A 26,135-nucleotide genomic window follows, 5' to 3' on the forward strand; every position below is an offset into this window, starting at 1 on the left:
TATTCTAAATTTAGTTTTTATGACAAATTTACTATATCGATTGCTAATCCGATATATACCAATACCTTTTTAACTACTTTATATCCCATTTTCTCAATAGCTTCTTGATAATTCTCCAATTGCTGCTGATATTTAACATTATGAACTCCTGTTTTATAATCCAACAACAGCATTTCATTAGCGTCTTTCAAAACCATTCGATCTGGTTTCATTGTTGTTCCTTCGTTTTGAATAATGGCTTGCTCATTAAAAACCTGATTTTCTTCCTCAAAATAGCCCACCAACTCAGGATGTGAAACAATGGCTTGAATCGTTTGAGTCACCGTTTCTGTTTGTTCGAAATGAATCCATCCATTCTCCAAAGCCACCTCAATTGCCTTTGTAATATCCGTTTTATATTTTACCAGTGATAAGATTTCGTGTACGACGTTTCCGTAAGCAATGGCCTCTTGCTGTTGTGTACCCCACATTAAGGCTTCTTTTTGAGCAATTTTTATATTTTTAGGATCTAAAAAAGCATCCATCACAGGAATTGGCTTGGTAGCATCAATGTACTTAACTGACTTTGAAAGCTTAGTAGCTAGACCAAAATCATAGGTTAATTTTTCGCTATCAAATTGATTTTGACTCTCTAGATATTGGATAAAGAAAGTGCACATATTGTTCTTTGGAACATCACCTTTACTGGACAAGTTCATATTAGAAATAATATACAATTGTTCCTCTGCCCTAGTCAATGCTACATACAAAACGTTAATATTATCCAACAATTCTTCTTGCTTTTTTTGATGGTAAACTTCTGATGCTTCTGCTCCGAAACCCTCAACGGCACTACTATTGTCGATCAATACTTTATCTAATCCAAGTTCTTCCTTTTCAGCATCAAGCCATAATTTATCTTTGGGTTTGCGTGAATAATCTTCCTCTGCAAAAGGCATGATTACTACTGGAAACTCCAATCCTTTGGATTTATGAATGGTCATTATTCGAACTGCATTGCTACCTTCTGGAGAAGGAATACTGAATTTGGAACCACTTTTCTCCCAAAAAAATAAAAAATCTGCTATTCCAGCTTGATTGCGAATGTCTCGCTCTAAAACAATATCTAAAAAATATTGCACATAAGAATTGCTATTTTCTGCAGTCAAAAACTTAGCAATACTAATCTCAACCGCCTCATACAAAGCTTTTTTTCGGATGTCCTGAAATGAGAATTGCACCCCAAATTGCTGTTGCAACCAAGTCTCAAAATCAGCTTCGTTTGACAATGCCATTCCTTGCGCAATACAATCAGGGACAGCTAATAGATTTTGTTTGTTTTTGGCAATGAAATACAAAAAATTCACCTTGGCTTCTAAGTCATTACTATTATTTAAATATCTCAACAAATGAATCAAAAAACGGACTTCGGTGGCATTTTGAATCATCAAAGTTTCTGAAGACAACAAAGGAATATTTTGCTCCGTTAAATAATTTGCTATAGCAATTCCTTGTTCTCGTTTTCGGGTAAGAATAACGATGTCTTTGTATTCAAATCCTTGAGCAGTTACTTTTTGAATTGTTTGCAATGTCGCCAAAACATACAATTCTGTTTTATCAAGTGTTTCCTCATCTTCCTCATTAGTGGCTGACTGAGGAATAAAAGAGATATTTACATAACCGCCTGTTTTATCATTCGCTTTTTGGTGGCTGTGATTTTCGTATAAATCTTTGTAATCTTCATTGGTAAATTCAGACGATAACATCTTGAAAAAAGCATTATTAAAGTCAATTACTTCTGAATAACTTCGGTAATTTTTATCCAAATGAATCAGTTTTTTATCTGGATTGCTAAACGGATTATGGTCTTTGCTCAAGGCTATAAATTGCTCTGCTTTCCCGCCTCTCCAACGATAAATCGATTGTTTTGGGTCACCCACAATCATCAAAGTTCCTTTTACGCCATAATCATCTTGACCCGCCAAGGCATTATCAATTAACGGAATGAGATTTTGCCATTGCATTTCGGAAGTATCTTGAAACTCATCGATAAAAAAATGGCGGTACCGCTCTCCTAAGCGCTCATAAATAAAAGGTGCAGGTTGATTTTGAATCTCTCGATGAATAATAGCATTGAACTCCGCAATTGAAAGTACATTTTGTTCTGCTTGAATTTTGGCCAACTCGTTGCTGACCGTATTCAATAAGGACAAAGGTGTAATGTTTTTTAGAAAAGCTTTATAAAAATTAATCTTTTCAAAAACTTTATAAATAGCAGCTAACTGACTCAAAAATTCAGGAATTAAGGCCTCAATAATCGCTCTGTCTTTGGCTGTTTTGTTGATTTTTATATCGTCAAATTCGTGATAGGTTTTGTTCTTAGGGTTAAATTTTCCTTCCTGAATACTTAAAAGATGCTTTGGAAAATAAGCCCCAGAAAAAGATTTTGGATCAATGCCATTTGAGTCTATTTGTTCTAAAATTACAGCTGCCGCAGTCATCGTCTCTTGTTCTAAATCGCGATTAAGTTGCAGCAATTTCTCTTTTATTTTTACAAATTCACCAATCGTAGTGTCTTGAAATTGAGCAATTTCATTGCGATTATTCTCATTAAGCACTAGTCGACCGGTTTCTAAAATTTCCCTTGAAATATCCCAAGATTTATCATCATCGGTTTTCTCCATAGTGAAATCGATGAGTAGTTGCGTTAGGGTTGCATCTTCGCCAGCTTGAGCAATAATGGCATCTACGGTTTCGACTAATAAATTTTCGGTATCCAAGGTCACTTCAAAAGTCATTGGGAGATTCAAATCAAGCGCAAAAGCACGAATAACTTTATGCGTAAATTTATCGATGGTAGATATATCAAAAGCCGCATAATTATGAATAATATGCTTGATGATTTGTTGCGCTTTGGTTTTGATTTGAATCAAAGACAACTGAGTATCAATAGCCAAATCCTGCATTAATTCAAGCGCTTTGGCATTGGGTTCGTCTTTGGCAAATTCAGATAGACTACCTACAATCCTGCTTTTCATTTCTTGCACCGCTTTGTTGGTAAAAGTGATGGCTAGAATATGACGATAGGCATCGTTTTTTGGGGCAACCAAAATAATTTTAAGATACTCTTTAACCAATGCATAGGTCTTCCCCGAGCCAGCAGATGCGTCATATATTGAAAAGGAAGTACTTTGCATAGTTGTGATTGTTTGTAAACCTTTCGTCTTATCCTGTCAAAACCCTGAAAGGATAATAGTGAACAATAAAAATAAAATCTCTCGATTATCCTAAACCCTAGCCCTGATGGAAGCGGCATCCTTTGCTGCCGGGATTCGGCAGCAAAGATATAGCGTACAGCAGGAAATAGCTCCTGATTACCGATCGGAATATTTTAGAATCAGGATTGTTCCGTTGAAAATTTGTTCGAATAAAGCTTAAAAGTAGTATTTTTGCAGTATGGAAACAAATAGACAGAAAAAAATAGGCGGTGTCATCCAAAAAGATTTGGTGGACATTTTGCAAGGTGAAGTGAGAAAAAATGGCGTTACTAATTTAGTAATTTCAGTATCCAAAGTAGTGGTAACCTCTGATTTATCGGTAGCTACGGTGCATTTAAGTATTTTTCCTCAAGAGAAGGCAAAAGAAACATTAGAAGCCATAAAAACGAATACCAACTTGATTAAACACGATTTGTCGCAACGTGTTCGTTTGCAATTGCGTAGAGTTCCTAATTTGGTTTTCTTTATTGATGACTCGTTGGATTATATCGAGAAAATTGACAATGCCTTGAAAAATCAAGAAAATCCTATTGAAAACAGAGATTTATTAGAAAAACGCAGACAGTTTTAAATTGAATTTTCCGCTTTACATCGCGCACAGATACCTAAGAAGTAATAGCAAAAACAGCGCTATTAACATCATTAATCGTATTGCTAGTTTGGGCATCATTGTGGGGGCTATGGCTCTTTTTGTGGTGCTTTCGGTATTTAGCGGTTTGAAAGAATTTAGTCTTTCGTTTACCAACGAAATTGACCCCGATTTAAAAGCGTCTCCTACCCTTGGCAAATCGTTTTTTGTTACTCCCCAACAAGGTCAAGCAATCAAAAAAATAGCTGGAATTGCTTCGTTCTCCAAGATTATTGAAGAACGGGTACTTTTTACTTTTGCAGATAAGCAAGAAGTGACTTATTTGAAAGGAGTGGACACGCAATTCACCAAAGTAAACGCCATTGAAAAAAAACTATACAACGGACAATGGCTGCAACCCAACACCTATCAAGTTGTGGTAGGATACGGAATGGCGCAAAAATTCTCGATGGGTTTGTTTGATTACAATACGGCGCTAGAAGTTATGGTTCCAAGGGTGGGTAAAGGAACGATTACCATTCCATCAGAAGCCTTTAATCAAACCGATTTGATTCCGATTGGGATTTATTCGATTAGCGAAGATTTGGACTCAAAATACGTTTTTACCGACTTAGGATTGGCACAAGAATTACTAGAATACCAACCCAATCAAATTTCTGGGATAGAATTTAAACTCCGCCCAAATGCCGATGAAGCGGCTATAATTGAGCAACTACAAACGATTTTCAAAAATAAAATCACGCTAAAAAATAGAGCACAGTTGAACGAGTCGCTTTATAAAATGTTAAACACCGAAAACATCGCGGTGTATTTAATTTTCACCTTGGTTATTGTTGTTGCACTTTTTAACTTGATTGGCGCTTTGATTATGATGATTTTGGACAAAAAAGGCAATCTAAAAACCTTGTTCAATCTTGGAACAGAAATCAAGAGTCTTCGCAACATTTTCTTGCTACAAGGCACTTTATTGAGTGTTTATGGAGGAATCATCGGATTGGTTTTGGGTATCGTAATTGTGTTATTGCAACAACAATTCGAGTGGATTATGATTACCCCAACATTGGCTTATCCAGTCGTTTTTAGTTTTGAAAACATCGCAATCGTAATGGCTACCATTATCACGCTTGGCTTTTTGGCTTCGTTAATTGCAAGTAGTCGTGTGAGTAAAAAGTTATTGGATTAAACCCAGATTCCACATTATAAATCTACTACAACTAAATTACTTCATCATTTTTATATTTTTTAGCGGAGTACAGTGAATGAATTTCATTTGTTTTTAATATTGTTGTTTTGGTCAAATGTAATCTTCGATGTCTTCTTCAAAACCAAGAACTTAATCCCATTTTTAAATTCAAAACACAAAGGTATTGCTTCTTCAAAAATAGTACGTGAGCACTTGCTTTTATTGAATAATTCAGTTTGGCTACGAAGTCTAATGCGGATTCTGGGTTTAAAATTTTTATCAAAATTATCGACTACCTAATAGAAGTGCAGTTTGCTGTTATGATAAAAATAGCCACCACTACCTACCAGTTATGATTTGTAATCCTATAACTTTTTTTTACAATGAACGTTTGGAGAGATTTTTCAATGGTTTATTGAAAACAATTAAACTTAGAAATTAAAAACTGGTATACAAAACCATAAATATATGTATTGTGCAATTATTTTTGTCTAAAAAAACACATTCTTTAATTTATAACATCTTTTTTTATGAAAAAAATAATACACAGCAGCTTACTACTTTTGTCATTATTTATAATCAGCTGTGACAAACAAGAGGACATCGCTATTCAATCAACAGCACCTAAAACAACAATTAGCAGTAAATTAATTTCAGGTTTTGCTAAAGGCGCTGATGTAAGTTGGCTAACGCAAATGGAAAAAGCTGGCAGCAAGTTTTACAATTCAGCTGGCACACAGCAAGATCTTTTTACCATATTAAAAGGAAAAGGCATGAACTCCATTAGATTAAGAGTATGGGTAAATCCATCTGGCGGATGGAACAATCAAGCAGATGTAATAGCAAAAGCAAAAAGAGCTAAAGCTGCCGGAATGCGAATTATGATTGATTTCCATTATAGTGATACTTGGGCAGACCCAGCAAATCAAACTAAGCCGGCCGCATGGTCATCTCACAACATTAGTCAGTTGTACACAGACGTTTGGAATCATACTGTTACAGTATTGACAGCCATAAAATCAGCAGGAATTACTCCAGAGTGGGTTCAAGTGGGTAATGAGACCAATAATGGAATGTTATGGAATGAAGGAAAGGCTTCTGTTAATATGAAAAATTTTGCTCAATTAATAACTAGTGGTCACAATGGTGTAAAATCTGTTTTTCCAAATGCAAAAACAATTGTGCATTTATCAAATGGCTATGATAATGCACTATTCCGTTGGATGTTTGATGGTCTAAAAGCAAATGGCGCAAGCTATGATGTAATTGGTATGTCACTTTATCCAGAAACAACAAATTGGCAATCCCTAAACAATCAATGTTTAAGCAACATGAATGATATGGCTTCCCGATATGGAAAATTAGTTATGCTTTGTGAGATTGGAATGTCTGTTGGCTCACCTGAAACTAGTAAATTATTTATTGAAGATATCCTCAACAAAACCAGTTCAGTAACAGGAGGCAAAGGATTAGGTGTTTTTTACTGGGAGCCTCAATGCCATAATTTCCAGAATTATACTAAAGGCGCATGGGGTAGTAATGGCAGACCAACCATAGCCTTAGATGGATTTTTATTAAATTAAGAAGTAATTTTCGTAGTACTTCAATTCCCTAAACCAACTTTCATAAACTGGTTTAGGGAATTTTAATTAACAATCGGAAGCAATCAATTAAGAATAACCAAGTCGTTTCTAGCAGAAATGAAAAGTAATAACCCTTTGCGTTATTAAGATCCCAAACTAAATCAACTGATAATCAGAATAATTAAGCATAATCTCATCTAGTACAGCAAATAATTCTTCAGGCTTATCAAGTGTAACCAATTGTTGTTTGTAGGTTTTAAACGAATGAATTCCTTTGAAATAATTGGTATAATGTGGTCTTGTTTCTACAATTCCGTGACGTTCGCCTTTCCAATCCATAGCCCAAGTCAAATGGTTGCGAACCGCTTCTACTCTATCAGCCACCGTGGGTTTAGCCAGATGTTCTCCCGTCTTAAAGAAATGTTTGATTTCGTTAAAAATCCAAGGATAACCAATAGCGGCACGACCAATCATAATACCGTCGATACCATACTTGTTTTTATATTCCAAAGCCTTTTCAGGTGAATCGATATCGCCGTTTCCAAAAATCGGCATGGTGATTCTTGGATTGTTTTTGACACGAGCAATGTGAGACCAATCGGAGTGGCCTTTGTACATTTGAGCACGAGTCCTAGCGTGAATGCTCAATGCCGCAACACCAATATCTTGCAAACGCTCGGCCACCTCATCGATGTTGATAGAATTATCGTCCCAACCCAAACGGGTTTTTACGGTTACGGGCAAATGGGTGCTATCAATTACTGCTTTGGTCAAACGAATCATCAAATCGACGTCTTTTAGAACTCCTGCTCCAGCGCCTTTACAAACGACTTTCTTTACGGGACAACCAAAATTAATATCAATTAAATCTGGATTTACGGTAGAAACGATTTTTGAAGACAAAGCCATCGCTTCTTCATCGCCACCAAAGATTTGTATTCCAACGGGACGTTCGTAATCGAAAATATCCAACTTCATTCGGCTCTTGATGGCATCGCGAATCAATCCTTCAGAAGAAATAAACTCGGAATACATTAAGTCGGCACCGTGCATTTTGCACAATCTGCGAAAAGGCGGATCGCTCACATCTTCCATAGGTGCAAGAAGTAAAGGAAAATCTGGAAGTTCTATGTTGCCAATTTTGACCATCTTGAGGTAATTTTTTGCAAAATTACGGTTTTTAAGCGAAAGGATAAAAAGGTTATTTTGAAAGACTTTTTAGATATGGTTGTTGTTGGCTTTGAAGCTATTGAATTTAGCGTATATTTGCAGATTATTTGTCGTTTAGCAGGGTTTGCGTGAGGGCAATGTCATTAAGTTAAGGAATTGCTCTTTTTGTTTTCACGCAGATTTCGCAGATTTATGCAGAAAAATGAGTGAAAATCTGATGAATCTGCGTCCTATTTTTTCTTTTTCCCCTTAACTTAATGACATTGTGCGTGAGGGATAGTAGTGGAGCTCTTTTTTGTTTTCTCTAGCCAAGGGTTCAAGTCCTTGACTAGAGAAAACAAAAAAAGCGGGAACAGATAGCCCGACCCTTGTGGTCACGCCCTACTTCGACTGCGCTCAGCATGACATAAAATTTGATATTTATTGAAAATGAAACATATAAGAAATTTTTGCATTATTGCACACATTGACCACGGAAAAAGCACCCTTGCCGACCGATTATTAGGCGCTACGCAGACGGTTACCGCTCGCGAAGAAAAAGCCCAATTGTTGGACAATATGGACTTGGAGCGCGAACGTGGCATCACCATTAAGAGTCACGCCATACAAATGGAGTACAAATACAAAGGTGAGGATTATATCTTAAACTTGATTGACACTCCGGGTCACGTGGATTTCTCCTATGAAGTTTCTCGTTCAATCGCCGCTTGCGAAGGCGCACTTTTGATTGTAGATGCGGCTCAAAGTATACAAGCACAAACGATTTCTAACTTATACTTGGCTTTAGAAAATGACTTAGAAATCATTCCAGTTTTAAACAAAGTCGATTTGCCAAGTGCTAATCCTGAAGAGGTAAGCGATGACATTATCGATTTATTGGGCTGTGAATTAGAAGATATTATTCACGCGTCAGGAAAAACAGGTTTTGGTGTCGAAAATATTTTGGCAGCCATTATTGAAAAAATTCCACCTCCAAAAGGTAACAAAGAAGAACCGTTACAAGCTTTAATTTTTGATTCACATTATAACCCATTCCGCGGGATTGAAGTTATTTTCCGTGTGGTAAATGGAGAAATCAAAAAAGGTCAAAAGATAAAATTTATGGCTACTGGCAATGAATATTTTGCCGATGAAGTAGGTACTTTAAAACTGAATCAAGTTCCAAAAAGCATCATCTCAACTGGGGATGTTGGGTATTTGATTTCTGGAATTAAAGAAGCCAAAGAAGTAAAAGTAGGTGATACTATCACAGACGCCAAAACTCCTACCACCAATATGATTACAGGTTTTGAGGACGTAAAACCGATGGTTTTTGCTGGAATTTACCCTGTCGATACAGAAGATTTTGAAGAACTAAGAGCTTCGATGGAAAAACTGCAATTGAACGATGCTTCTCTTGTATTTACGGCTGAAAGTTCGGCGGCTTTAGGATTTGGTTTCCGTTGTGGATTCTTAGGAATGCTACATATGGAGATTATTCAGGAGCGATTAGAGCGCGAGTTCGATATGACTGTAATTACTACGGTTCCGAACGTTTCGTATTTAGCGTATACCAAAAAAGAGCCTGAAACAGCTATTATCGTTAACAATCCATCAGATTTGCCGGAACCATCAAAATTGGATCGTGTAGAGGAACCTTATATCAAAGCGACTATCATTACCAAGTCTGATTTCGTGGGTAACGTAATGAGTTTGTGTATTGAAAAACGTGGTATTATCACGAATCAAACCTATTTGACCACTGAACGTGTGGAATTAAATTTTGATATGCCATTGGCTGAAATAGTATTCGACTTTTACGACCGATTAAAAACAGTTTCTAAAGGTTATGCATCGTTTGACTACTCTCCTATTGGAATGCGTGCTTCAAAATTGGTTAAATTGGATGTATTATTAAATGCTAATCAAGTGGATGCGCTTTCTGCGTTGATTCACGAAAGCAACGCTTATACAATTGGTAAAAAAATGACCGAAAAATTGCGCGAGTTGATTCCGAGACAACAATTTGATATTCCAATTCAAGCCGCAATTGGAGCTAAAATCATTGCTCGTGAAACCATAAAAGCCTTGCGTAAAGACGTTACCGCCAAATGTTACGGTGGAGATATTTCTCGTAAACGTAAACTATTGGAAAAACAGAAAAAAGGTAAAAAACGTATGCGCCAAGTAGGAAATGTAGAGATTCCGCAAGAAGCGTTTATGGCTGTTTTGAAGTTGAACGACTAGAGCCCCCTAACCCCCGAAGGGGGAATTACAATATTGAGAAACCTGATGATGTAAAAATTGTCAGGTTTTTTTGTTTAGATTTGACACTTGTATTATAATTATAAATGATGCAAAAGACTATTCTAAAATCAATTGGGTTGGCTGGACTTCTCTATTTTTTCATTTTAATGCTGCAAATAACATTAAAATATTTTCCTGTAAATTCTAATGCTGGATTTCTGCAAATAAAGCAAACTGAAATTCTAGAAATAAAACCATATTTCTTTATTTTCTACATTCACGTTTGTGCTTCTATTTTTACATTAATTGCTGGTTTTACTCAATTCAATACTTCCCTATTAAAATCACATCCTAGAATCCATCGCTGGTTTGGCAAACTATATGTATATGTAGTTTTACTTCTGGCCTCTCCTTCTGGGCTTTTTATCGGATGCTTTGCAAATGGAGGTTTGTATTCTAAAATTTCATTTGTGACTTTAGCTATACTATGGTTTTGGTTCACACTAAAAGGCCTTTTGGCAATAAAAAGAAAGAACAAGAAAGATCATCGTACGAATATGCTGAGGAGTTTTGCTTTAGCCTTTTCAGCAGTTACTTTACGCCTTTGGAAAGTAATTATTGTATATTTATTCCATCCATCTCCTATGGACGTTTATCAAATTATAGCTTGGCTAGGCTGGATACCAAATCTTTTAATTATCGAATATTATATTTTTAAACATAGAAACGAATGAAAAAAGCACTTGCTCTTGTACTGGTTATTCTAGTTATTTCTTGTAAAAAGGAAAAATCTGAAATCGCGACTCTAAATACCAATGAAGATTTAAATACAGAGTTATATGGCAACTGGGTCGGCGATTTTGTGGCCAAAGTTTATGATACCACATCTAATTTTGTCTATGTTAACAAAATAAATATAGTAATCAAGAAAATAGAAGGGAACAAAGTATTCGGGCAAAGTATCGTTGCAGGTAATAGTAGACCTATTGCAGGCGAATTCAAGCAAGTAGCTGATAGTTTAATATTTACTATGAAAGAACCTGGCGACAAAAAAGATGATGGAAAATTCGAATTTTCTATTAAAAACAATGTATTAAATGGAACCTGGTTTTCAAACAACAAAAAACAAGCCGTTACACAAAGAACATTTAAACTAAAAAAACAAAGCTTTGAATACAATCCAAATCTTATGCTTCCTGAAGATGAAGCTTATATCGATTATTATAGCGAAAAAATCGACACTATAGTAGAAACTCAAACAGATAGTACTACAGTGCCCGAAACCTATTATCAAGAAACCTATCGTTCAGCAGGCGACGTCATCACAAAAATAAATTCTTCTACTAAAAAACTAACAGAAAACGATCTCAAAAATCTTAAAAAATTAGAATTAGAAATTTTACGAAATACTATTTATGCTCGACACGGATATACTTTTAAGAAAAAAAGTTATCGTCAATTTTTTGACTCTGTTGAATGGTACATTCCTGTTTCAGAAAATGTAGATGCAAAATTAACCGCTCTAGAAAAAGCTAATATTAAATTATTAGAGCGTTTTGAACAATATGCCGAAGACAATTACGACAGTTTTGGAAGGTGAAAAATAAGATATTTTTTGCGCAGAAAAACAGTTTATATTAAAATACTTCTGCACCAAAATACTAAAATATGCAACAAAAAACCTGACGATGTAAAAACTGTCAGGTTTTTTTGTTTAGATTAAAAATCATATTTATTTTCAAACTAATAATTAAGACTATTTATACTTAGAAAATAGTATAAGGCTAACAGGTAACAAAACCTTTTTTCATTAACTTTGTTTTTATGGAAACAATAAAATTAAACATTGATTTAAGTGTAAGTCAATTACTTGAAGCGGTTAAACAATTATCCCCAAAAGATCGATTGAAAATCAATGATGCGCTTTGGAATGAAGATGTTGAAATTCCTATAGAACATCAAAAAATTGTTTTAGATCGAATCGCTAAAGCTAAAACTAATCCTGAACGCCTTTTGGATTGGAACAAAGTATCTAACAGTCTATAAACTCAGAAAATAGTATTAAACAACCTGACGATTTTAAAATTGTCAGGCTTTTTTTTATTCCCCCTTCTGGGGGCTAGGGGGCTTATTTATCCTTCAACCAATCAAACAATCGCTGTGCATCGGAGCCTTTGAATAATTGTGTGCCTTCGTTCATCGTGGCGGCTGAACCGCAAGCCACTCCCCATCGAATAACTTCTTTTAACGGTTTATTTTGAGATAGCGCCCAAACCATTCCTCCTACCATACTATCACCAGCACCTACCGTACTCTTTTTGGCGACATTGGGAGCAGGAACAAACTCATAATGGTCTTTGGTAACCAAAATAGCGCCTTGTGGACCAAGAGATACCACTACTATTTCTGCACCTCCTTTAGCTATAATTTTCTTGGCTGCTTCGTTTACTTCTTCCATTTCTAGTCGCTCTTCTCCAATTAATTTGGCTAGTTCACCAACATTCGGCTTGATTAAATAAGCGCCAACTTCAAGGACTTTTTCTAAAGCTTCTCCTGAGGTATCTATAATTAATTTTGAGTTGTTCTCTTTAGCAATATGCGCTACTTTTTGATAAAAATCGGAATTTAAACCTTCATTTAAACTACCGCTAGCAACCAAAAAATTAGGTTTGAACTCCCCAATTTTAGCTAAAAATAGCTTACTTTCTTCTTCCCTTAACGAACCTCCCGTAAATCCAAATCGGTATTGGGAGTTGGTATTCGTATCTACCGCCACAAAACTTTCTCTTGTCCAACTCTCCACAGCAACAGCCTCACTGGCAATATTTTCTTTAGCTACTAATTCTTCTAACAATTGTCCCATTGCTCCACCTGAAGTAAATACCGCCATAGAATTACCTCCCAAACGAGCGATAGCTTTAGAGACATTGATTCCACCGCCACCAGCATCGTATCTTGGCACTTCGCAACGAATTTTTTGTTCCGCTACTAATCCTTTAAAACTAGTACTTTTATCAACTGCTGGGTTGACCGTTAGGGTCACTATATCGAATGCTTCCATAGTTTCAATTTTTAATTACATAAAGATGCATATTTTCGATGAAAATCGAAGCATTCTTGGCAATTAATTCTTTGTACCTTTGCTTTTTTAAAACCATAAAAAAACATGATTGAAGATAAAAACCCTCAACGTACTAGTATTGCTCAATTAGGTGAATTTGGGTTAATCGACCATTTGACAAAAAACTTTGAAATTAATCAAGAGTCAACATTAAAAGGAATTGGAGACGATGCAGCTGTTTTGGATTTTGGCACAAGAAAAACAGTAGTTTCAACCGATTTACTAATTGAAGGGGTACATTTTGATTTGGCCTATATGCCTCTGAAACATTTGGGCTACAAAGCAGTTGTGGTTAACCTTTCAGATATTTGTGCTATGAATGCAAAACCTACACAAATCACTGTTTCAATAGCCGTTTCTAATCGATTCCCGTTAGAGGCTTTAGAAGAATTGTATGAAGGAATTACTCGAGCTGCCAAAGCATACAAAGTTGATGTAATAGGTGGCGATACCACTTCTTCTCAAAAAGGAATGATTATTAGCATTACCGCTTTAGGTGAAGCAGATGAAAACGAAATCGTCTATCGAAACGGAGCAAAAGCCACTGATTTATTAGTTGTAACAGGTGATATTGGTGCTGCTTACATGGGGCTTCAAGTTTTAGAAAGAGAAAAACAAGTCTTTCAAGTAAATCCTAATTCACAGCCTGATTTAGACACCTACACCTATTTAATTGAAAGACAGCTAAAACCAGAAGCAAGAACAGATATTCGTACCTTATTACATGCCTTAGAGATACAACCAACTGCTATGATTGATGTTTCTGACGGTATCTCTTCTGAAATCATGCATTTGTGCAAACAATCTAATACGGGGTGTAATTTATATGAAGACAAATTGCCATTAGACCCTCAATTCATTTCGGTTTGTGAAGAATTTAATATCGACAGCACCACTATTGCGATCAATGGCGGAGAAGACTATGAATTATTATTTACAATAGCCATTACTGATTTTGATAAAATAAAAGGAAATCCCAACTTTACAGTTATTGGACATATGACCGAACCAAGTGAAGGAACACATTTAATCACTCGAGCGAATACTAAAATTCCATTAAAAGCCAGAGGCTGGAATGCATTGAGTGAGTAACCATATTGACCAAAAAAAAAAGAGTCGTTTTCTCAATTGAAAACGACTCTTTTTTATATAACATATTTAAAAAAATATTCTTAAAATAATTACAAAAAATTAAAACAAGAATAACATAATTATAAGAAGTAAAATAATTTAACAATTAAAATAAAAAAGGTGGAATTTCTTCCACCCTTTTTGCCCCAAATCTACCATAAACTTAACCTACTAATATTATGGTGTAGTAAACTTACTGCAAAGCTATATTACTAACAATCTTTTCCGATGAAATGCATAAAAATCCGATTAAATACATATTTTATGATTTCTTTAATAAGCCCTAGCGTCTTTCCCTTCGTAAAAATTCATGAAAGCTCGATTAACAACACGGTTGCCTCCTGGGGTAGGATAATCACCCGTAAAATACCAATCACCTAAATTTTTAGGACAAGCTATATGCAAATTTTCAACTGTTTGAAAAATAATTTTTACTTCTGCATTAATTTCAGAAGAGCTTAACATTTCAGCAATCTTATCTGAAATCTCTTGTGGGGTAAATGGATCATAAATCGCAGTCACATAATTTACCACTTCAACATCTTTAAAGTTTTCCTGTGCCTTACACTTAGCATATACTTCATCGACTATATGATACAGATTTTTTTCTTTAAGTAATTCCAAAGCCGCTCTAAAAGCAATTAAACCCTCCAACTTAGCCATGTCAATTCCGTAACAATCTGGATAACGAATCTGAGGTGCCGAAGAAACCACAACTATACGTTTAGGATTCAAACGATCCATCATTTTGATGATACTTTTCTTTAGTGTAGTTCCACGAACAATACTATCGTCAATAATCACTAAATTATCGTTAGGCTGAACCACTCCATAAGTTACATCATACACGTGAGCCACCAAATCATCTCGACTGCTGTCTTCTGTTATAAATGTTCGCAATTTAGCATCCTTAATGGCTACTTTTTCGGTTCGAATTTTAACAGCCAACAACTCTTGTAAACTCTCAGTAGTTAAAGTATTTCTATTGGCTAAAATGTAATTGTTTTTACGTTGGTTTAAAAAATCCTGAGCAGCCTCAACCATTCCAAAGAAAGAGGTCTCTGCTGTATTAGGTATATAAGAAAACACAGAGTTATCAGTATCATAATCTATTGTTTCCAAAACAGCTGGCAATACCAGTTTACCTAACATTTTGCGCTCTTTATAAATCTCAGCATCACTACCTCTTGAAAAATAAATTCGCTCAAAAGAACACGCCTTTTTTGTAATTGCAGGAAGAATTTCTTGCATAGAAACTGTTCCATTCTTTTTAATTATCAAGGCAGCTCCTGGATCAATTTCATGTACTTTTTCAAAAGGAACATTAAATACTGTTTGTATTACTGGTCGCTCTGAAGCTACCACAACAATTTCCTCATCTTGATAGAAATACGCAGGACGAATTCCAGCAGGATCCCTAAAAACAAACGCATCTCCATGCCCTAGAAGACCTGCCATAGCATAGCCTCCGTCAAGATTTTTGGCAGCACGTTGCAAAATTTTTGCAACATTTAATCGTTCGGCTATTACGGGTGAAGCTTCTCGTTTATTTAAACCCTCATTTTTGCAATCTTGATACAAATCAGTCACTGCGTCATCAAGAAAGTGACCAATTTTTTCCATTACAGTAACGGTATCCGCCATTTCTTTAGGATGCTGACCTAGCTCTACCAAGTTTTCGAAAAGTTCCTTAACATTGGTCATGTTGAAATTTCCTGCTAAAATCAAATTACGATGCATCCAGTTATTCTGGCGTAAAAAAGGATGCACACTCTCAATACTATTTTTGCCGAAAGTTCCATAACGAACATGCCCCAAAAACAATTCTCCTAAATAAGGAATATTATCTTTTTGAAGCGCAACGCTATCCGCATATTCAGGGTGTGCAGAAAGTTCTTCATTAATTCTGGAGTTGATTTGAGCAAAAACATCTTGAATGGGCTGCGCATGATTCGAACGCACTCTGCTGATGTATCTTTGCCCTGGTTCAACATCTAGTTTTATACTTGCAAATCCAGCACCATCTTGACCGCGATTGTGCTGTTTTTCCATAAGCAAATACATTTTTTGGATGCCATAAAAAGCAGATCCATATTTTTCTTTGTAGTATTCAAGCGGCTTAAGAAGTCGTACTAAAGCTATTCCACATTCGTGTTGTAAAGCGTCACTCATGGTATTTTATTGTTGTGTTGTAATTATGCTGTTTATTAAAAAAAGCTCAGTTTCCTGAGCTTAAGTCATTATAGTTCGATATCAAATTGAGTCAAAGCTTTAAACTGTTTCAAGCGCTGATTCACTTCGTTTTCATCTAAACCAACCATCCTTTCAGTTCCAAATTTCTCCACACAAAATGAAGCCAAATTCGAGCCGTAAATGATTCCGTTTTTCATGTTTTCAAAAGAAATATTTTCACTTTGAGCAATATACCCAGAAAAACCTCCAGCAAAAGTATCTCCTGCTCCTGTTGGGTCGTACACTTCTTCTAATGGTAATGCTGGCGCAAAAAACACTTCGCTATTATGGAATAAAAGAGCTCCGTGTTCTCCTTTTTTAATCACTACATATTTAGGTCCAAGAGTATGAATTTTAGCAGCAGCTTTAACTAATGAATATTCTCCTGAAAGTTGTCTAGCTTCTTCATCATTTATGGTAATTACATCTACACGCTTAATTACATCAAGCAGTTCAAGTAGGGCACAATCCATCCAAAAATTCATAGTATCCAAGACTACTAATTTTGGAGTAGTTTCCATTTGATCCAAAACACTACTTTGTACCAATGGATGAAGATTTCCTAACATTACTACTTCAGCATTTTTGAAATTTTGAGGTACTTTTGGTTGAAAATCAGCCAAAACATTAAGTTCTGTTACCAAAGTATCTCTTGAGTTCAAATCATTATGATACAAACCACTCCAGAAAAATGTTTTACCACCTTTAACAATTTCAATTCCCGAAATATCGATATTTCTAGAAGTTAATAAATCTAAATGTTCTTGAGGAAAATCATCCCCTACTACCGATACAATTGCAGATTGTAAGTTGAAAAAAGACGCAGACAGACCAATATATGTTGCCGCACCACCTAAAATTTTATCGGTTTTCCCAAAAGGAGTTTCAATTGCGTCGAAAGCTACTGTTCCAACAATCAGTAATTTATTCATTTGCTGTGTTTCAAATTAAGGCGCAAAGATAGTTTATAAAGTGTAAAGTTGCAACGATTGAAAACAGCAAAGCCTCAAAACAAAAAAATACTGATTTTCAACTGATTAAATCATTTTTTTTTGTTCTTCTTTTTCGTAATAAGAGTCTATTGAAAGTTGTTTTTGTTGAGATGCCATCACTGCCAATTCATCACAGCGCTCATTTTGTGGATGATTATTATGACCCTTAATCCATTTGAAATCTACTTGATGTTTACGATAGACTATCAAAAAGCGTATCCACAAATCTGCATTTTTTCTATCAACAAATCGTTTTTTCTCCCAACCAAAAACCCATTTTTTCACTACAGAATCTACTACGTATTTAGAATCAGAAATCACCAAAACTGTGGTATTGTCATTCTTCAACTTTTCAAGGCCTACAATAACTGCCAATAACTCCATTCTATTGTTTGTAGTTAATCGAAATCCTTCATAGAATTCCTTCTTGTATGGTTTTCCTACCCATTCCATAACCACACCGTACCCTCCAGGGCCAGGATTCCCCTTGGCCGCTCCATCGGTATAAATATGAACTTGATGAGACATAGTATAAATGTGATTTTTTTATTTAATTAAAAACGGTGACTACTAAAAAACTTAGCCATTTAATATCTTATCTATAACTATTGGGAAATGTTTTTGCTCTAATTCATGAATCTTAACAGCAACATTCTCGGAAGTATCCGCGGAAGTAAGAACGACTGAGGATTGGAAAATAATAGCTCCTTCGTCATAATTTTCATTAACATAATGAATCGTAATTCCCGTTTCCTTTTCTTTATGAGCTACAACCGCTTGGTGAATATGCATACCATACATACCCTTGCCTCCAAACTTTGGCAACAAAGCAGGATGTATATTTATAATCTTATTAGGATAAGCATCGATAAGATTTTGAGGTATTTTTAATAAAAAACCTGCTAACACAATCAAATCAGGCTGAAGAAGATTTAATTTTTGTAATAAAAAACCTTCGTTTAGTTCTTGTTTTGAAAAAACTTGTGTGGGAATTGAAAAATTTGAGGCACGTTCAATCACTTTTGCAGACGGATTGTTCGTTAACACGCTCATCACCTTAGCTTTTGAGGAATTTGAAAAATATTTTATAATATTTTCGGCATTTGTTCCCGATCCTGAGGCAAAAATTACTATTTTTTTCATGTACAGACTCAATTTTATTTTGCAAAAAACGGCATAAAAAACGAAAAAAAATAGCTTTGCATCTCCTTTGTTAAAATAAATTTTAGTGTTTCTCTGATACATTTATTAACTAAATAGTAGTTTTAAAATAAAGTTTTTTATTTTTGCCAACAAATTAAATTCTAAAATTAAAGATTATGTCAGACATTGCATCAAGAGTAAAAGCGATTATCGTAGACAAATTAGGTGTTGACGAAAACGAAGTTGTAACAGAAGCAAGCTTCACAAATGATTTAGGAGCTGACTCATTAGACACTGTTGAGCTTATTATGGAATTCGAAAAAGAATTCGATATTCAAATTCCAGATGATCAAGCAGAGAACATTGCTACTGTTGGTCAAGCTATCTCTTACATCGAGGAAGCAAAAAAATAATAAATCATCACCCGTTTGCATTCCTTGTAAACGGGTGTTATTATTTTTAAAATCAATTTAACACATTAGGAGAGGGCATTTTCCTTCTTAGAAATAAATATATTGTAATACCCATGTCTCTTTTGTACTCTACATACAATAAAAGAATGCGTGGGTTTTATTTGTTTAAAGCTAACAAAACACATACGTTATGGAATTAAGACGAGTTGTAGTTACAGGATTAGGTGCACTAACTCCAATTGGAAATAACATCCAAGAATACTGGCATGGTCTTTTGAACGGAGTGAGCGGCGCTGCTCCAATTACATATTACGATACCGAAAAACACAAAACAAAGTTTGCATGCGAAGTTAAAAACTTCAATATTGAAGACTACATGGATCGTAAAGAATCTCGCAGACTAGATAAATTTGCACAATACGCTATTGCCGCAAGTGATGAAGCTATTAAAGATGCTGGATTAACAGACGAAAATATTGACAAGCAAAGAGTTGGTGTTATTTGGGGTGCTGGAATTGGAGGATTAGAAACATTTCAAGATGAAGTAATGTACTATGCAAAAGGTGATGGAACACCAAAATTCAATCCCTTTTTTATCCCAAAAATGATTGCTGACATTGCTCCAGCTCACATTTCGATGCGAAATGGCTACATGGGCCCCAATTATACAACTGTTTCGGCTTGTGCTTCTTCTGCTAATGCATTAATTGACGCGTTTAACTATATCAGATTAGGCATGTGTGACGTGATTATCTCAGGAGGCTCTGAAGCTGCAGTAACAATTGCAGGAATGGGAGGCTTTAGTTCGATGCACGCTCTATCTACCAGAAATGAAAGTCCTGAGACTGCATCTAGACCTTTTGATGCAACCAGAGATGGTTTCGTTTTAGGCGAAGGATCTGGCGCACTTGTACTTGAAGATTACGAACACGCAAAAGCAAGAGGCGCTAAAATCTATTGCGAAATTGGTGGCGGAGGAATGTCATCGGACGCCTATCACTTAACAGCCCCTCACCCAGACGGAATTGGAGTAATTGCCGTAATGAAAAACACACTTCGCGATGCAGGTATGAATCCAGAAGACGTAGATCACATCAATACACATGGAACTTCTACCCCTCTTGGAGATGTGGCCGAGTTAAAAGCCATTAGCGCAGTATTTGGTGACCATGCAAAAAATATCAATATCAACTCAACCAAATCGATGACTGGTCACTTATTGGGCGCTGCTGGCGCTATTGAAGCCATAGCTTCTATATTAGCCATGCAACATGGAATAATTCCACCAACCATTAATCATAGTGTTGTTGATGATAAAATCGACCCATCACTAAATCTTACTCTAAATACACCACAAAAAAGAGAGGTAAATGTTGCTATGAGTAACACTTTTGGTTTTGGCGGACACAATGCATGTGTATTGTTTAAAAAATTAGTTGACTAATTGCGTATGCGTATTTTAAAAAAAATATTTTCAAAATCCCGTTCTCTAGAAGACGGGATTTTTTTTAATGCTCTCGAAAAAATACTGGGTTTTCCACCAACAGAATTAGAACCCTACCGAAAAGCTTTTACTCATCGTTCTTCCAACAAACTTGATAAAGAAGGCAATCCCATGAACTATGAACGATTAGAATTCTTGGGAGATGCTATGCTAAGTTCTGTCATTGCTGGCTATTTATTCAACAAAGCACCTTATGGAGACGAAGGTTATTTAACCAAAATGCGCTCCAAAATAGTAAGTAGAGAACACTTAAATGAACTAGGGAAAGACTTAAACTTAATTCAATTCATTGAAAGTAAGGTTCCTGTGCAGCATTTCGGAGATAATATTCATGGCAATATCTTCGAATCATTAATTGGTGCCATCTACCTAGACAAAGGATATGTTTTTTGCGAAAAATTTATCAATTCCAGAGTAATCATTCCCTATGTTGATATCAGCCGATTAGAGGGCAAAGTAATCAGTTACAAAAGCTTGGTGATCGAATGGTGCCAAAAAGAAAAAAGACTCTTTCACTTTGACATCTTTGAAGATAATGCGATTGATGGACAACGCTTATTTGGTGTTCGATTGAGTATTGACGATAAAGTAATTGCTAAAGCAAGAGCTACTTCCAAAAAGAAGGCTGAAGAAAAAGCAGCCCAAAGAGCTTATTTTGCATTTCAAGAAAAAATAAACAAGAAATAACCTTATTTTTCTTAAAACTATATCGTTTTCGTTAACGATTTAACAAAATCATATCATTCTTTCTTAGAAAATCTTCTATAGAAGTAGTACCTTTACTGCTAATTTATTTTTGAAATGGCAGTTCATAAAGTAAGTTTAGATGAGTTTGAAGAAATAGATTATTCAATCATTGCCATACACAGTCCTTTAGAGGATTACCGTTTGGCGTATTTCATTAATCTAGTCTTAAACATTAATCTTGGCAAAAGTCCAAAAGATATTTTGATCGATATAAAAGAAGGAAACTCTTTTTTTTCAAAATATTCTTTCTATGATTGTAAAAAAGACATTACTTGGTATCTGATTCAAAACAAAAATGAAGTAATTCAAAGCGATAACAAGAAAAAATCCAATCTATTTTTCGATCAAAATATTGAAATTTCTGCCCAAGTATACTTAATACCTGAATTAAAAAAAGCAGACTATTTCTTAAAGATTGAAGCTTGTCATAGCAATTTTAATATAACAAAAACAGTTGCTGATTTAAACACTATAGAAACCATAAGCATGGTCTATAGTGTAAAAACAGAAACCATAAAATCAAAAAACAATTTAATTTTTTAATACCAATGCTTACAAACAAAAAAACGAAAATTGTAGCCACACTTGGGCCTGCATGTAGTACAAAAGAAGTCATCAAAGACATGATTGAGGCAGGAGTTAATGTATTTAGAGTAAACTTTTCACATGCTGATTATGAAGATGTAAAAAACAAAATTAGCATCATTCGTGGATTAAACGAAGAATTTGGATATACAACCGCTATTCTAGGTGACTTACAAGGGCCTAAATTACGTGTTGGTATTATGGAAGATGGAGCATTTGTTAATGAGGGAGATCTGATCACATTTACTACAGCAGAAGATATTATTGGAACTTCAAAAAAGGTTTTCATGAAATATCAAAACTTTCCAAATGACGTAAATCCTGGCGAAAGAATACTTTTAGACGATGGAAAACTTATTTTCGAAATCGTTGAAACAGACAAAAAAAGCGAAGTGCTTGCCAAAGTAATTCAAGGTGGAGAATTAAAATCAAAAAAAGGAGTTAACCTACCTAATACAAAAATTTCTCTTCCAGCATTGACTGAAAAAGACATTGCAGATGCAAAATTTGCAATTGAACAAAAATTAGATTGGATTGCACTTTCATTCGTTAAAACTCCAAGAGATTTACAAGATTTACAAGAATTAATCGCTGAGCATTCTGAGTTTAAAATTCCAATTATTGCCAAAATCGAAATGCCAGAAGCGCTAGAGAATATGGATAAAATTGTAGCTTTTTGCGACGCTTTAATGGTAGCTCGTGGAGATTTAGGAGTTGAGCTTCCTGCTCACGAAGTACCATTAGTTCAAAAAGAATTAATCAGAAGAGCTAAAACCGCAAGAATCCCTGTAATTGTTGCCACCCAAATGATGGAAACAATGATAACTAGCTTAACTCCAACTCGTGCCGAAGTAAATGACGTAGCAAATTCTGTTATGGATGGTGCAGATGCCGTAATGCTATCTGGAGAAACAGCTACTGGTAACTATCCCGTTCAAGTTATTCAAAAAATGACACAAATATTAGAAGCCGTAGAAGATTCTCCTCTGATTAATGTCCCTCAAAACACACCACAAGTAAAAACCAATCGTTATATTACCAAAACAATATGTCACCATGCTGCAATGATGGCCAACTCAATCAATGCAAAAGCGATTTGTACATTGACGAATAGCGGTTATACTGCATTTCAAATTTCTGCTTGGAGACCTAATGCTCATATCTTGGTATTTACTTCAAACCAACGTATCCTTACGCAACTTAATCTATTATGGGGAGTTAAATCCTTTATGTATACTAAAGATGTCAGTACAGATGATACCGTAACCGATGTAAACGAAATTGTAAAAGAGAAAGGTTTTGTCAAAAAAGGAGATTTTCTAATCAATTTAGCTGCAATGCCAATCAAAGATAAAGGAATGGTTAACACTTTGAGAGTTTCTGAAATAGCATAATTCTTAAAGTATTGAAACTAGAAAAACGCTCCAAAAAACGGAGCGTTTTTTATTTACAATTTATTTCAGAATAATCAGGAGTATTTATATCTTTAACCTTAATTAATTTTTATTCCATAACTATAAAACAACACTTATGGCCTTTAATAATTCGAATAATCCGTTTTTAAACAACAAAACATTTAAAAATCAAGGTAACTCAGACGAAGTGCACCAAGCAACAATCATTGACTATACCTCCGAGATGACTTTATCTGGAACTATAAACAAAAGTCTCATACTGTTTTTGCTACTTACAGCTGCAGCTACAATCACTTGGTGGATGGCATTTAATGATATGAATCCTATCGTACCAGCTTTTGGCGGAGCTATCGTTGGATTAATTTTGGTAGTGATTGCTGCATTCAAACCACAATTATCCCCTTATTTAGCTCCAGGATATGCCGTTTTTGAAGGACTTTTTATTGGAGGCATTTCTGCCATTTTCGAAATCAAATACCCTGGCATTGTCCTTCAGGCCGTAGGAGCAACATTTGTAACTTTTTTAGTTTGCCTAGCCTTGTACAAATACAAAATTGTGAAAGTTACGGAACAATTCAAGTCTGTGGTTATTGCAGCAACCTTGGCCATTGCAACCTATTACTTAATTTCTTGGCTCTTTTCAATGTTTACAAGTTTTACTCCTATACATCATGATAATTCACTTATGAGTATTGGAATAAGTGTTTTTGTAATTATCATTGCTGCCTTAAATTTGTTTTTAGATTTTGATAGAATAGAACAGGGAGTAGATCAAAGAATGCCTAAATACATGGAGTGGTACGGAGCGATGGGATTATTAATCACACTAGTATGGCTTTATATTGAATTCCTAAGACTACTTTCAAAAATTTCAAGTAAAGATTAAGTATAAAAAAGAAGAGACTGTCCGAAAGCTATAATCAATTACTATGTTTTTAGATTTCAGCGAGAATTTAATAAAAAGTTGTGTTATCAAATAGTTTTTACTAAAATATAGTAAATAAAAAACCCTGAAAATTATTCAATTTTCAGGGTTTTATTTTTCGAGCAACCTCTTTATTTTAAATAGTTTTTTCAAAAGCTATAAAATGCGTTAAATCACCTTTCTTATTAAAGATAGGATAACTTTTAATCAAGCAATCATAGGTTTTTCCATTTTTTTTATAGTTGATTACTTCAGATTCAAAAGGTAATTTTTGATCAATTTTTTCACGAATTTGCCTTGAAATTACTTTATTTGTTTTTTCACCATGAAACATTTTCGGGCTATTCCCAATAACTTCACTCTCAGAATAACCATTCATTTTTGACAAATTATTAGACGCAAAAACAATTTTTAGATTAGTATCGGTCACAATAACAACATCCTCCAAAAGTGCCTCTCTAAGATTATTTGTTTGAGTATTATTTTTTGGTAAAATTTCATACAACCGATTAAAATCATCAAATGATTTTTTGATACTTCCTAAAAATTCTTCATGAAAACTCATCGATAAAACCGAAGTTGTTTTCAAAGCTAAAGTATTAAAATACTTGGCTTTAGCATTTTCATATTCATTAATATTCAACATTTTCAAGTAATTTAATTAGTCAAATGTAATTGATTTTTAAAACCTGACGACACATTTTTTATCTTTTAACTGTTGTTGAACATTATTAAATACTAAAAATCAAATTGAAGCTGTACCGCTACTGTTCTCTTTTGCTCAGTATTTAAATTACTTAAAGCAATACCTAACAAACGAACAGAGTCCTTTAGTCGTTCCTGATACAGTAATTCTTTGACTACCTCAAAAATTAAATTTCTGTCGGATACAAAATAAGGCATGGTCTTACTCCTAGTTTGCTGCGAAAAATCGCTATACTTTATTTTTAATGTAATTGTTTTGCCAGAAATAGCATGTTTTTGTAAACGCTTCTCTACCTGAACTGTTATGGATTCTAATTGTTCGAGCATAAAAATTTCTGAAGACAGATTCACTTCAAATGTATGCTCTGCAGCTACAGATTTAGTAGTTCTCTTAGGCTGAACGGGGCTATTGTGAATTCCCCTAACTACTTGATAATAATATCGCCCCGATTTACCAAAATGTTGCTCTAAAAACTCTACTGATTTGTTTTTTAAGTCTAATCCAGTAAAAATACCCAATTGAAACATTTTATCTGTGGTCACCTTTCCTACTCCATAAAATTTTTGAATAGGTAAATCTTCTAAAAAAGAAACAATTTCATCACCACTAACTGTTTTTTGCCCGTTCGGTTTATTATAATCACTGGCGACTTTTGCAATAAATTTGTTTATAGAAATCCCTGCAGAAGCAGTAAGGCCGACTTCGGATAAAATCCTTGCTCTAATCTCTCTTGCTAACAAAGTAGCACTAGGATTTCCTTTTTTATTATGTGTTACGTCTAGATAAGCTTCATCCAAAGAAAGCGGTTCAACAAGATCCGTATATTCGTAAAATATACGTTGGATTTGTTTTGAAATCTCTTTATAACGATCAAATCGTGGTCGAACAAAAATCAACTCAGGACAATATTTTTTAGCTAAAACACCACTTAAAGCACTTCGGACCCCAAACTTCCTAGCTTCATAACTAGCCGCAGAAACTACACCTCTATTTTCGTTACCTCCTACAGCAATAGGCTTACCTTTCAATGCAGGATTATCCATTTGCTCCACAGATGCATAAAAAGCATCCATATCTATGTGAATAATTTTTCGTTGAAAATTGTTAGAATCCATCCCCAAATATATTCATTATCAACAAAATTAGACAAGTTTTACTAAACATAAAAAAGCCTAGAATTTCAAATCCTAGGCTTTGATAAATTTAACGTTTA

Annotated in this window: 23 protein-coding genes; 14 read left to right on the forward strand and 9 right to left on the reverse strand. The window is 34.8% G+C overall.

Annotated elements, in window-relative coordinates:
* Positions 1 to 17: 17 nt before the first annotated feature.
* On the reverse strand, positions 18 to 3,176 hold the full coding sequence (locus WFZ86_RS06890; protein ID WP_342691255.1) for a UvrD-helicase domain-containing protein: 3,159 nt from the start codon (positions 3,174 to 3,176) through the stop codon (positions 18 to 20).
* A 259-nt stretch (positions 3,177 to 3,435) separates the two neighbouring features.
* On the opposite strand from WFZ86_RS06890, the gene rbfA reads away from it, so the two are divergent.
* The 3 genes from rbfA to WFZ86_RS06905 all read left to right on the forward strand — a co-directional run bounded on the left by rbfA (position 3,436) and on the right by WFZ86_RS06905 (position 6,612).
* Positions 3,436 to 3,828 (forward strand): 30S ribosome-binding factor RbfA, encoded by a 393-nt coding sequence (gene rbfA, locus WFZ86_RS06895; protein WP_064715752.1) that lies wholly within the window; start codon positions 3,436 to 3,438, stop codon positions 3,826 to 3,828.
* 1 nt (position 3,829) lies between these two features.
* On the forward strand, positions 3,830 to 5,029 hold the full coding sequence (locus tag WFZ86_RS06900) for an ABC transporter permease (protein ID WP_342691256.1): 1,200 nt from the start codon (positions 3,830 to 3,832) through the stop codon (positions 5,027 to 5,029).
* Between the two features lie 530 nt (positions 5,030 to 5,559).
* On the forward strand, positions 5,560 to 6,612 hold the full coding sequence (locus tag WFZ86_RS06905; RefSeq protein ID WP_342691257.1) for a glycoside hydrolase family 53 protein: 1,053 nt from the start codon (positions 5,560 to 5,562) through the stop codon (positions 6,610 to 6,612).
* Positions 6,613 to 6,768: 156 nt separating this feature from the next.
* Here the strand turns inward: WFZ86_RS06905 and dusB are convergent, their stop codons facing one another.
* Positions 6,769 to 7,761, reverse strand: a complete 993-nt coding sequence (dusB, locus tag WFZ86_RS06910; protein ID WP_342691258.1) for a tRNA dihydrouridine synthase DusB — start codon at positions 7,759 to 7,761, stop codon at positions 6,769 to 6,771.
* 450 nt (positions 7,762 to 8,211) lie between these two features.
* Between dusB and lepA the strand changes: the two genes are divergently transcribed.
* The 4 genes from lepA (at position 8,212) to WFZ86_RS06930 (ending at position 12,054) form a co-directional block, all read left to right on the forward strand.
* Positions 8,212 to 10,008 carry a translation elongation factor 4 gene (gene lepA / locus WFZ86_RS06915; protein WP_342691259.1) on the forward strand — a complete coding sequence of 599 codons (1,797 nt, stop codon included), beginning with the start codon at positions 8,212 to 8,214 and terminating at the stop codon, positions 10,006 to 10,008.
* Between the two features lie 104 nt (positions 10,009 to 10,112).
* A complete protein-coding gene (locus WFZ86_RS06920; RefSeq protein WP_342691260.1) occupies positions 10,113 to 10,742 on the forward strand; it encodes a DUF2306 domain-containing protein in 630 nt (209 codons plus the stop codon).
* A complete protein-coding gene (locus WFZ86_RS06925) occupies positions 10,739 to 11,608 on the forward strand; it encodes a YARHG domain-containing protein (protein WP_342691261.1) in 870 nt (289 codons plus the stop codon). Before WFZ86_RS06920 ends, WFZ86_RS06925 begins: the two co-directional genes overlap by 4 nt.
* Before the next feature lie 224 nt (positions 11,609 to 11,832).
* A complete protein-coding gene (locus WFZ86_RS06930; RefSeq protein ID WP_342691262.1) occupies positions 11,833 to 12,054 on the forward strand; it encodes an addiction module protein in 222 nt (73 codons plus the stop codon).
* Positions 12,055 to 12,136: 82 nt separating this feature from the next.
* Here WFZ86_RS06930 and WFZ86_RS06935 read toward each other — a convergent pair whose 3' ends face one another.
* Positions 12,137 to 13,069, reverse strand: a complete 933-nt coding sequence (locus tag WFZ86_RS06935; RefSeq protein WP_342691263.1) for a 1-phosphofructokinase family hexose kinase — start codon at positions 13,067 to 13,069, stop codon at positions 12,137 to 12,139.
* Between the two features lie 105 nt (positions 13,070 to 13,174).
* Between WFZ86_RS06935 and thiL the strand changes: the two genes are divergently transcribed.
* A complete protein-coding gene (gene thiL / locus WFZ86_RS06940; protein ID WP_342691264.1) occupies positions 13,175 to 14,221 on the forward strand; it encodes a thiamine-phosphate kinase in 1,047 nt (348 codons plus the stop codon).
* 312 nt (positions 14,222 to 14,533) lie between these two features.
* Here the strand turns inward: thiL and WFZ86_RS06945 are convergent, their stop codons facing one another.
* From WFZ86_RS06945 to purN, 4 genes are all read right to left on the reverse strand, one after another.
* Entirely contained in the window at positions 14,534 to 16,432 is a 1,899-nt protein-coding gene (locus WFZ86_RS06945) for an amidophosphoribosyltransferase (RefSeq protein WP_342691265.1), read from the reverse strand.
* A 68-nt stretch (positions 16,433 to 16,500) separates the two neighbouring features.
* Positions 16,501 to 17,424 carry a PfkB family carbohydrate kinase gene (locus WFZ86_RS06950; protein ID WP_342691266.1) on the reverse strand — a complete coding sequence of 308 codons (924 nt, stop codon included), beginning with the start codon at positions 17,422 to 17,424 and terminating at the stop codon, positions 16,501 to 16,503.
* A 105-nt stretch (positions 17,425 to 17,529) separates the two neighbouring features.
* Entirely contained in the window at positions 17,530 to 18,012 is a 483-nt protein-coding gene (rnhA, locus tag WFZ86_RS06955) for a ribonuclease HI (protein ID WP_342691267.1), read from the reverse strand.
* Positions 18,013 to 18,063: 51 nt separating this feature from the next.
* Positions 18,064 to 18,627: a phosphoribosylglycinamide formyltransferase gene (gene purN / locus WFZ86_RS06960; RefSeq protein ID WP_342691268.1), complete on the reverse strand. Its 564-nt coding sequence runs from the start codon at positions 18,625 to 18,627 to the stop codon at positions 18,064 to 18,066.
* A gap of 176 nt (positions 18,628 to 18,803) precedes the next feature.
* Between purN and WFZ86_RS06965 the strand changes: the two genes are divergently transcribed.
* From WFZ86_RS06965 to WFZ86_RS06990, 6 genes are all read left to right on the forward strand, one after another.
* Positions 18,804 to 19,040, forward strand: a complete 237-nt coding sequence (locus WFZ86_RS06965; RefSeq protein ID WP_007137004.1) for an acyl carrier protein — start codon at positions 18,804 to 18,806, stop codon at positions 19,038 to 19,040.
* Between the two features lie 190 nt (positions 19,041 to 19,230).
* Positions 19,231 to 20,484: a beta-ketoacyl-ACP synthase II gene (gene fabF / locus WFZ86_RS06970; protein ID WP_342691269.1), complete on the forward strand. Its 1,254-nt coding sequence runs from the start codon at positions 19,231 to 19,233 to the stop codon at positions 20,482 to 20,484.
* Between the two features lie 6 nt (positions 20,485 to 20,490).
* Positions 20,491 to 21,231 (forward strand): ribonuclease III, encoded by a 741-nt coding sequence (gene rnc / locus WFZ86_RS06975; protein WP_342691270.1) that lies wholly within the window; start codon positions 20,491 to 20,493, stop codon positions 21,229 to 21,231.
* 114 nt (positions 21,232 to 21,345) lie between these two features.
* Positions 21,346 to 21,834, forward strand: coding sequence for an IPExxxVDY family protein (locus tag WFZ86_RS06980; protein WP_342691271.1), 489 nt, complete (start codon positions 21,346 to 21,348; stop codon positions 21,832 to 21,834).
* A 5-nt stretch (positions 21,835 to 21,839) separates the two neighbouring features.
* On the forward strand, positions 21,840 to 23,270 hold the full coding sequence (pyk, locus tag WFZ86_RS06985; RefSeq protein WP_342691272.1) for a pyruvate kinase: 1,431 nt from the start codon (positions 21,840 to 21,842) through the stop codon (positions 23,268 to 23,270).
* A gap of 136 nt (positions 23,271 to 23,406) precedes the next feature.
* A complete protein-coding gene (locus WFZ86_RS06990) occupies positions 23,407 to 24,177 on the forward strand; it encodes a Bax inhibitor-1/YccA family protein (RefSeq protein ID WP_342691273.1) in 771 nt (256 codons plus the stop codon).
* A gap of 175 nt (positions 24,178 to 24,352) precedes the next feature.
* On the opposite strand, the gene WFZ86_RS06995 is transcribed toward WFZ86_RS06990, so the two are convergent.
* Complete coding sequence (locus WFZ86_RS06995) at positions 24,353 to 24,862, reverse strand: PAS domain-containing protein (RefSeq protein WP_342691274.1); 510 nt, start codon at positions 24,860 to 24,862, stop codon at positions 24,353 to 24,355.
* Between the two features lie 92 nt (positions 24,863 to 24,954).
* Complete coding sequence (dinB, locus tag WFZ86_RS07000; RefSeq protein ID WP_342691275.1) at positions 24,955 to 26,037, reverse strand: DNA polymerase IV; 1,083 nt, start codon at positions 26,035 to 26,037, stop codon at positions 24,955 to 24,957.
* Between the last annotated feature and the right edge of the window lie 98 nt (positions 26,038 to 26,135).

Origin of the sequence: Flavobacterium polysaccharolyticum (genome assembly GCF_038739875.1) — a bacterium.
In the GTDB taxonomy this organism is placed as follows: domain Bacteria; phylum Bacteroidota; class Bacteroidia; order Flavobacteriales; family Flavobacteriaceae; genus Flavobacterium; species Flavobacterium polysaccharolyticum.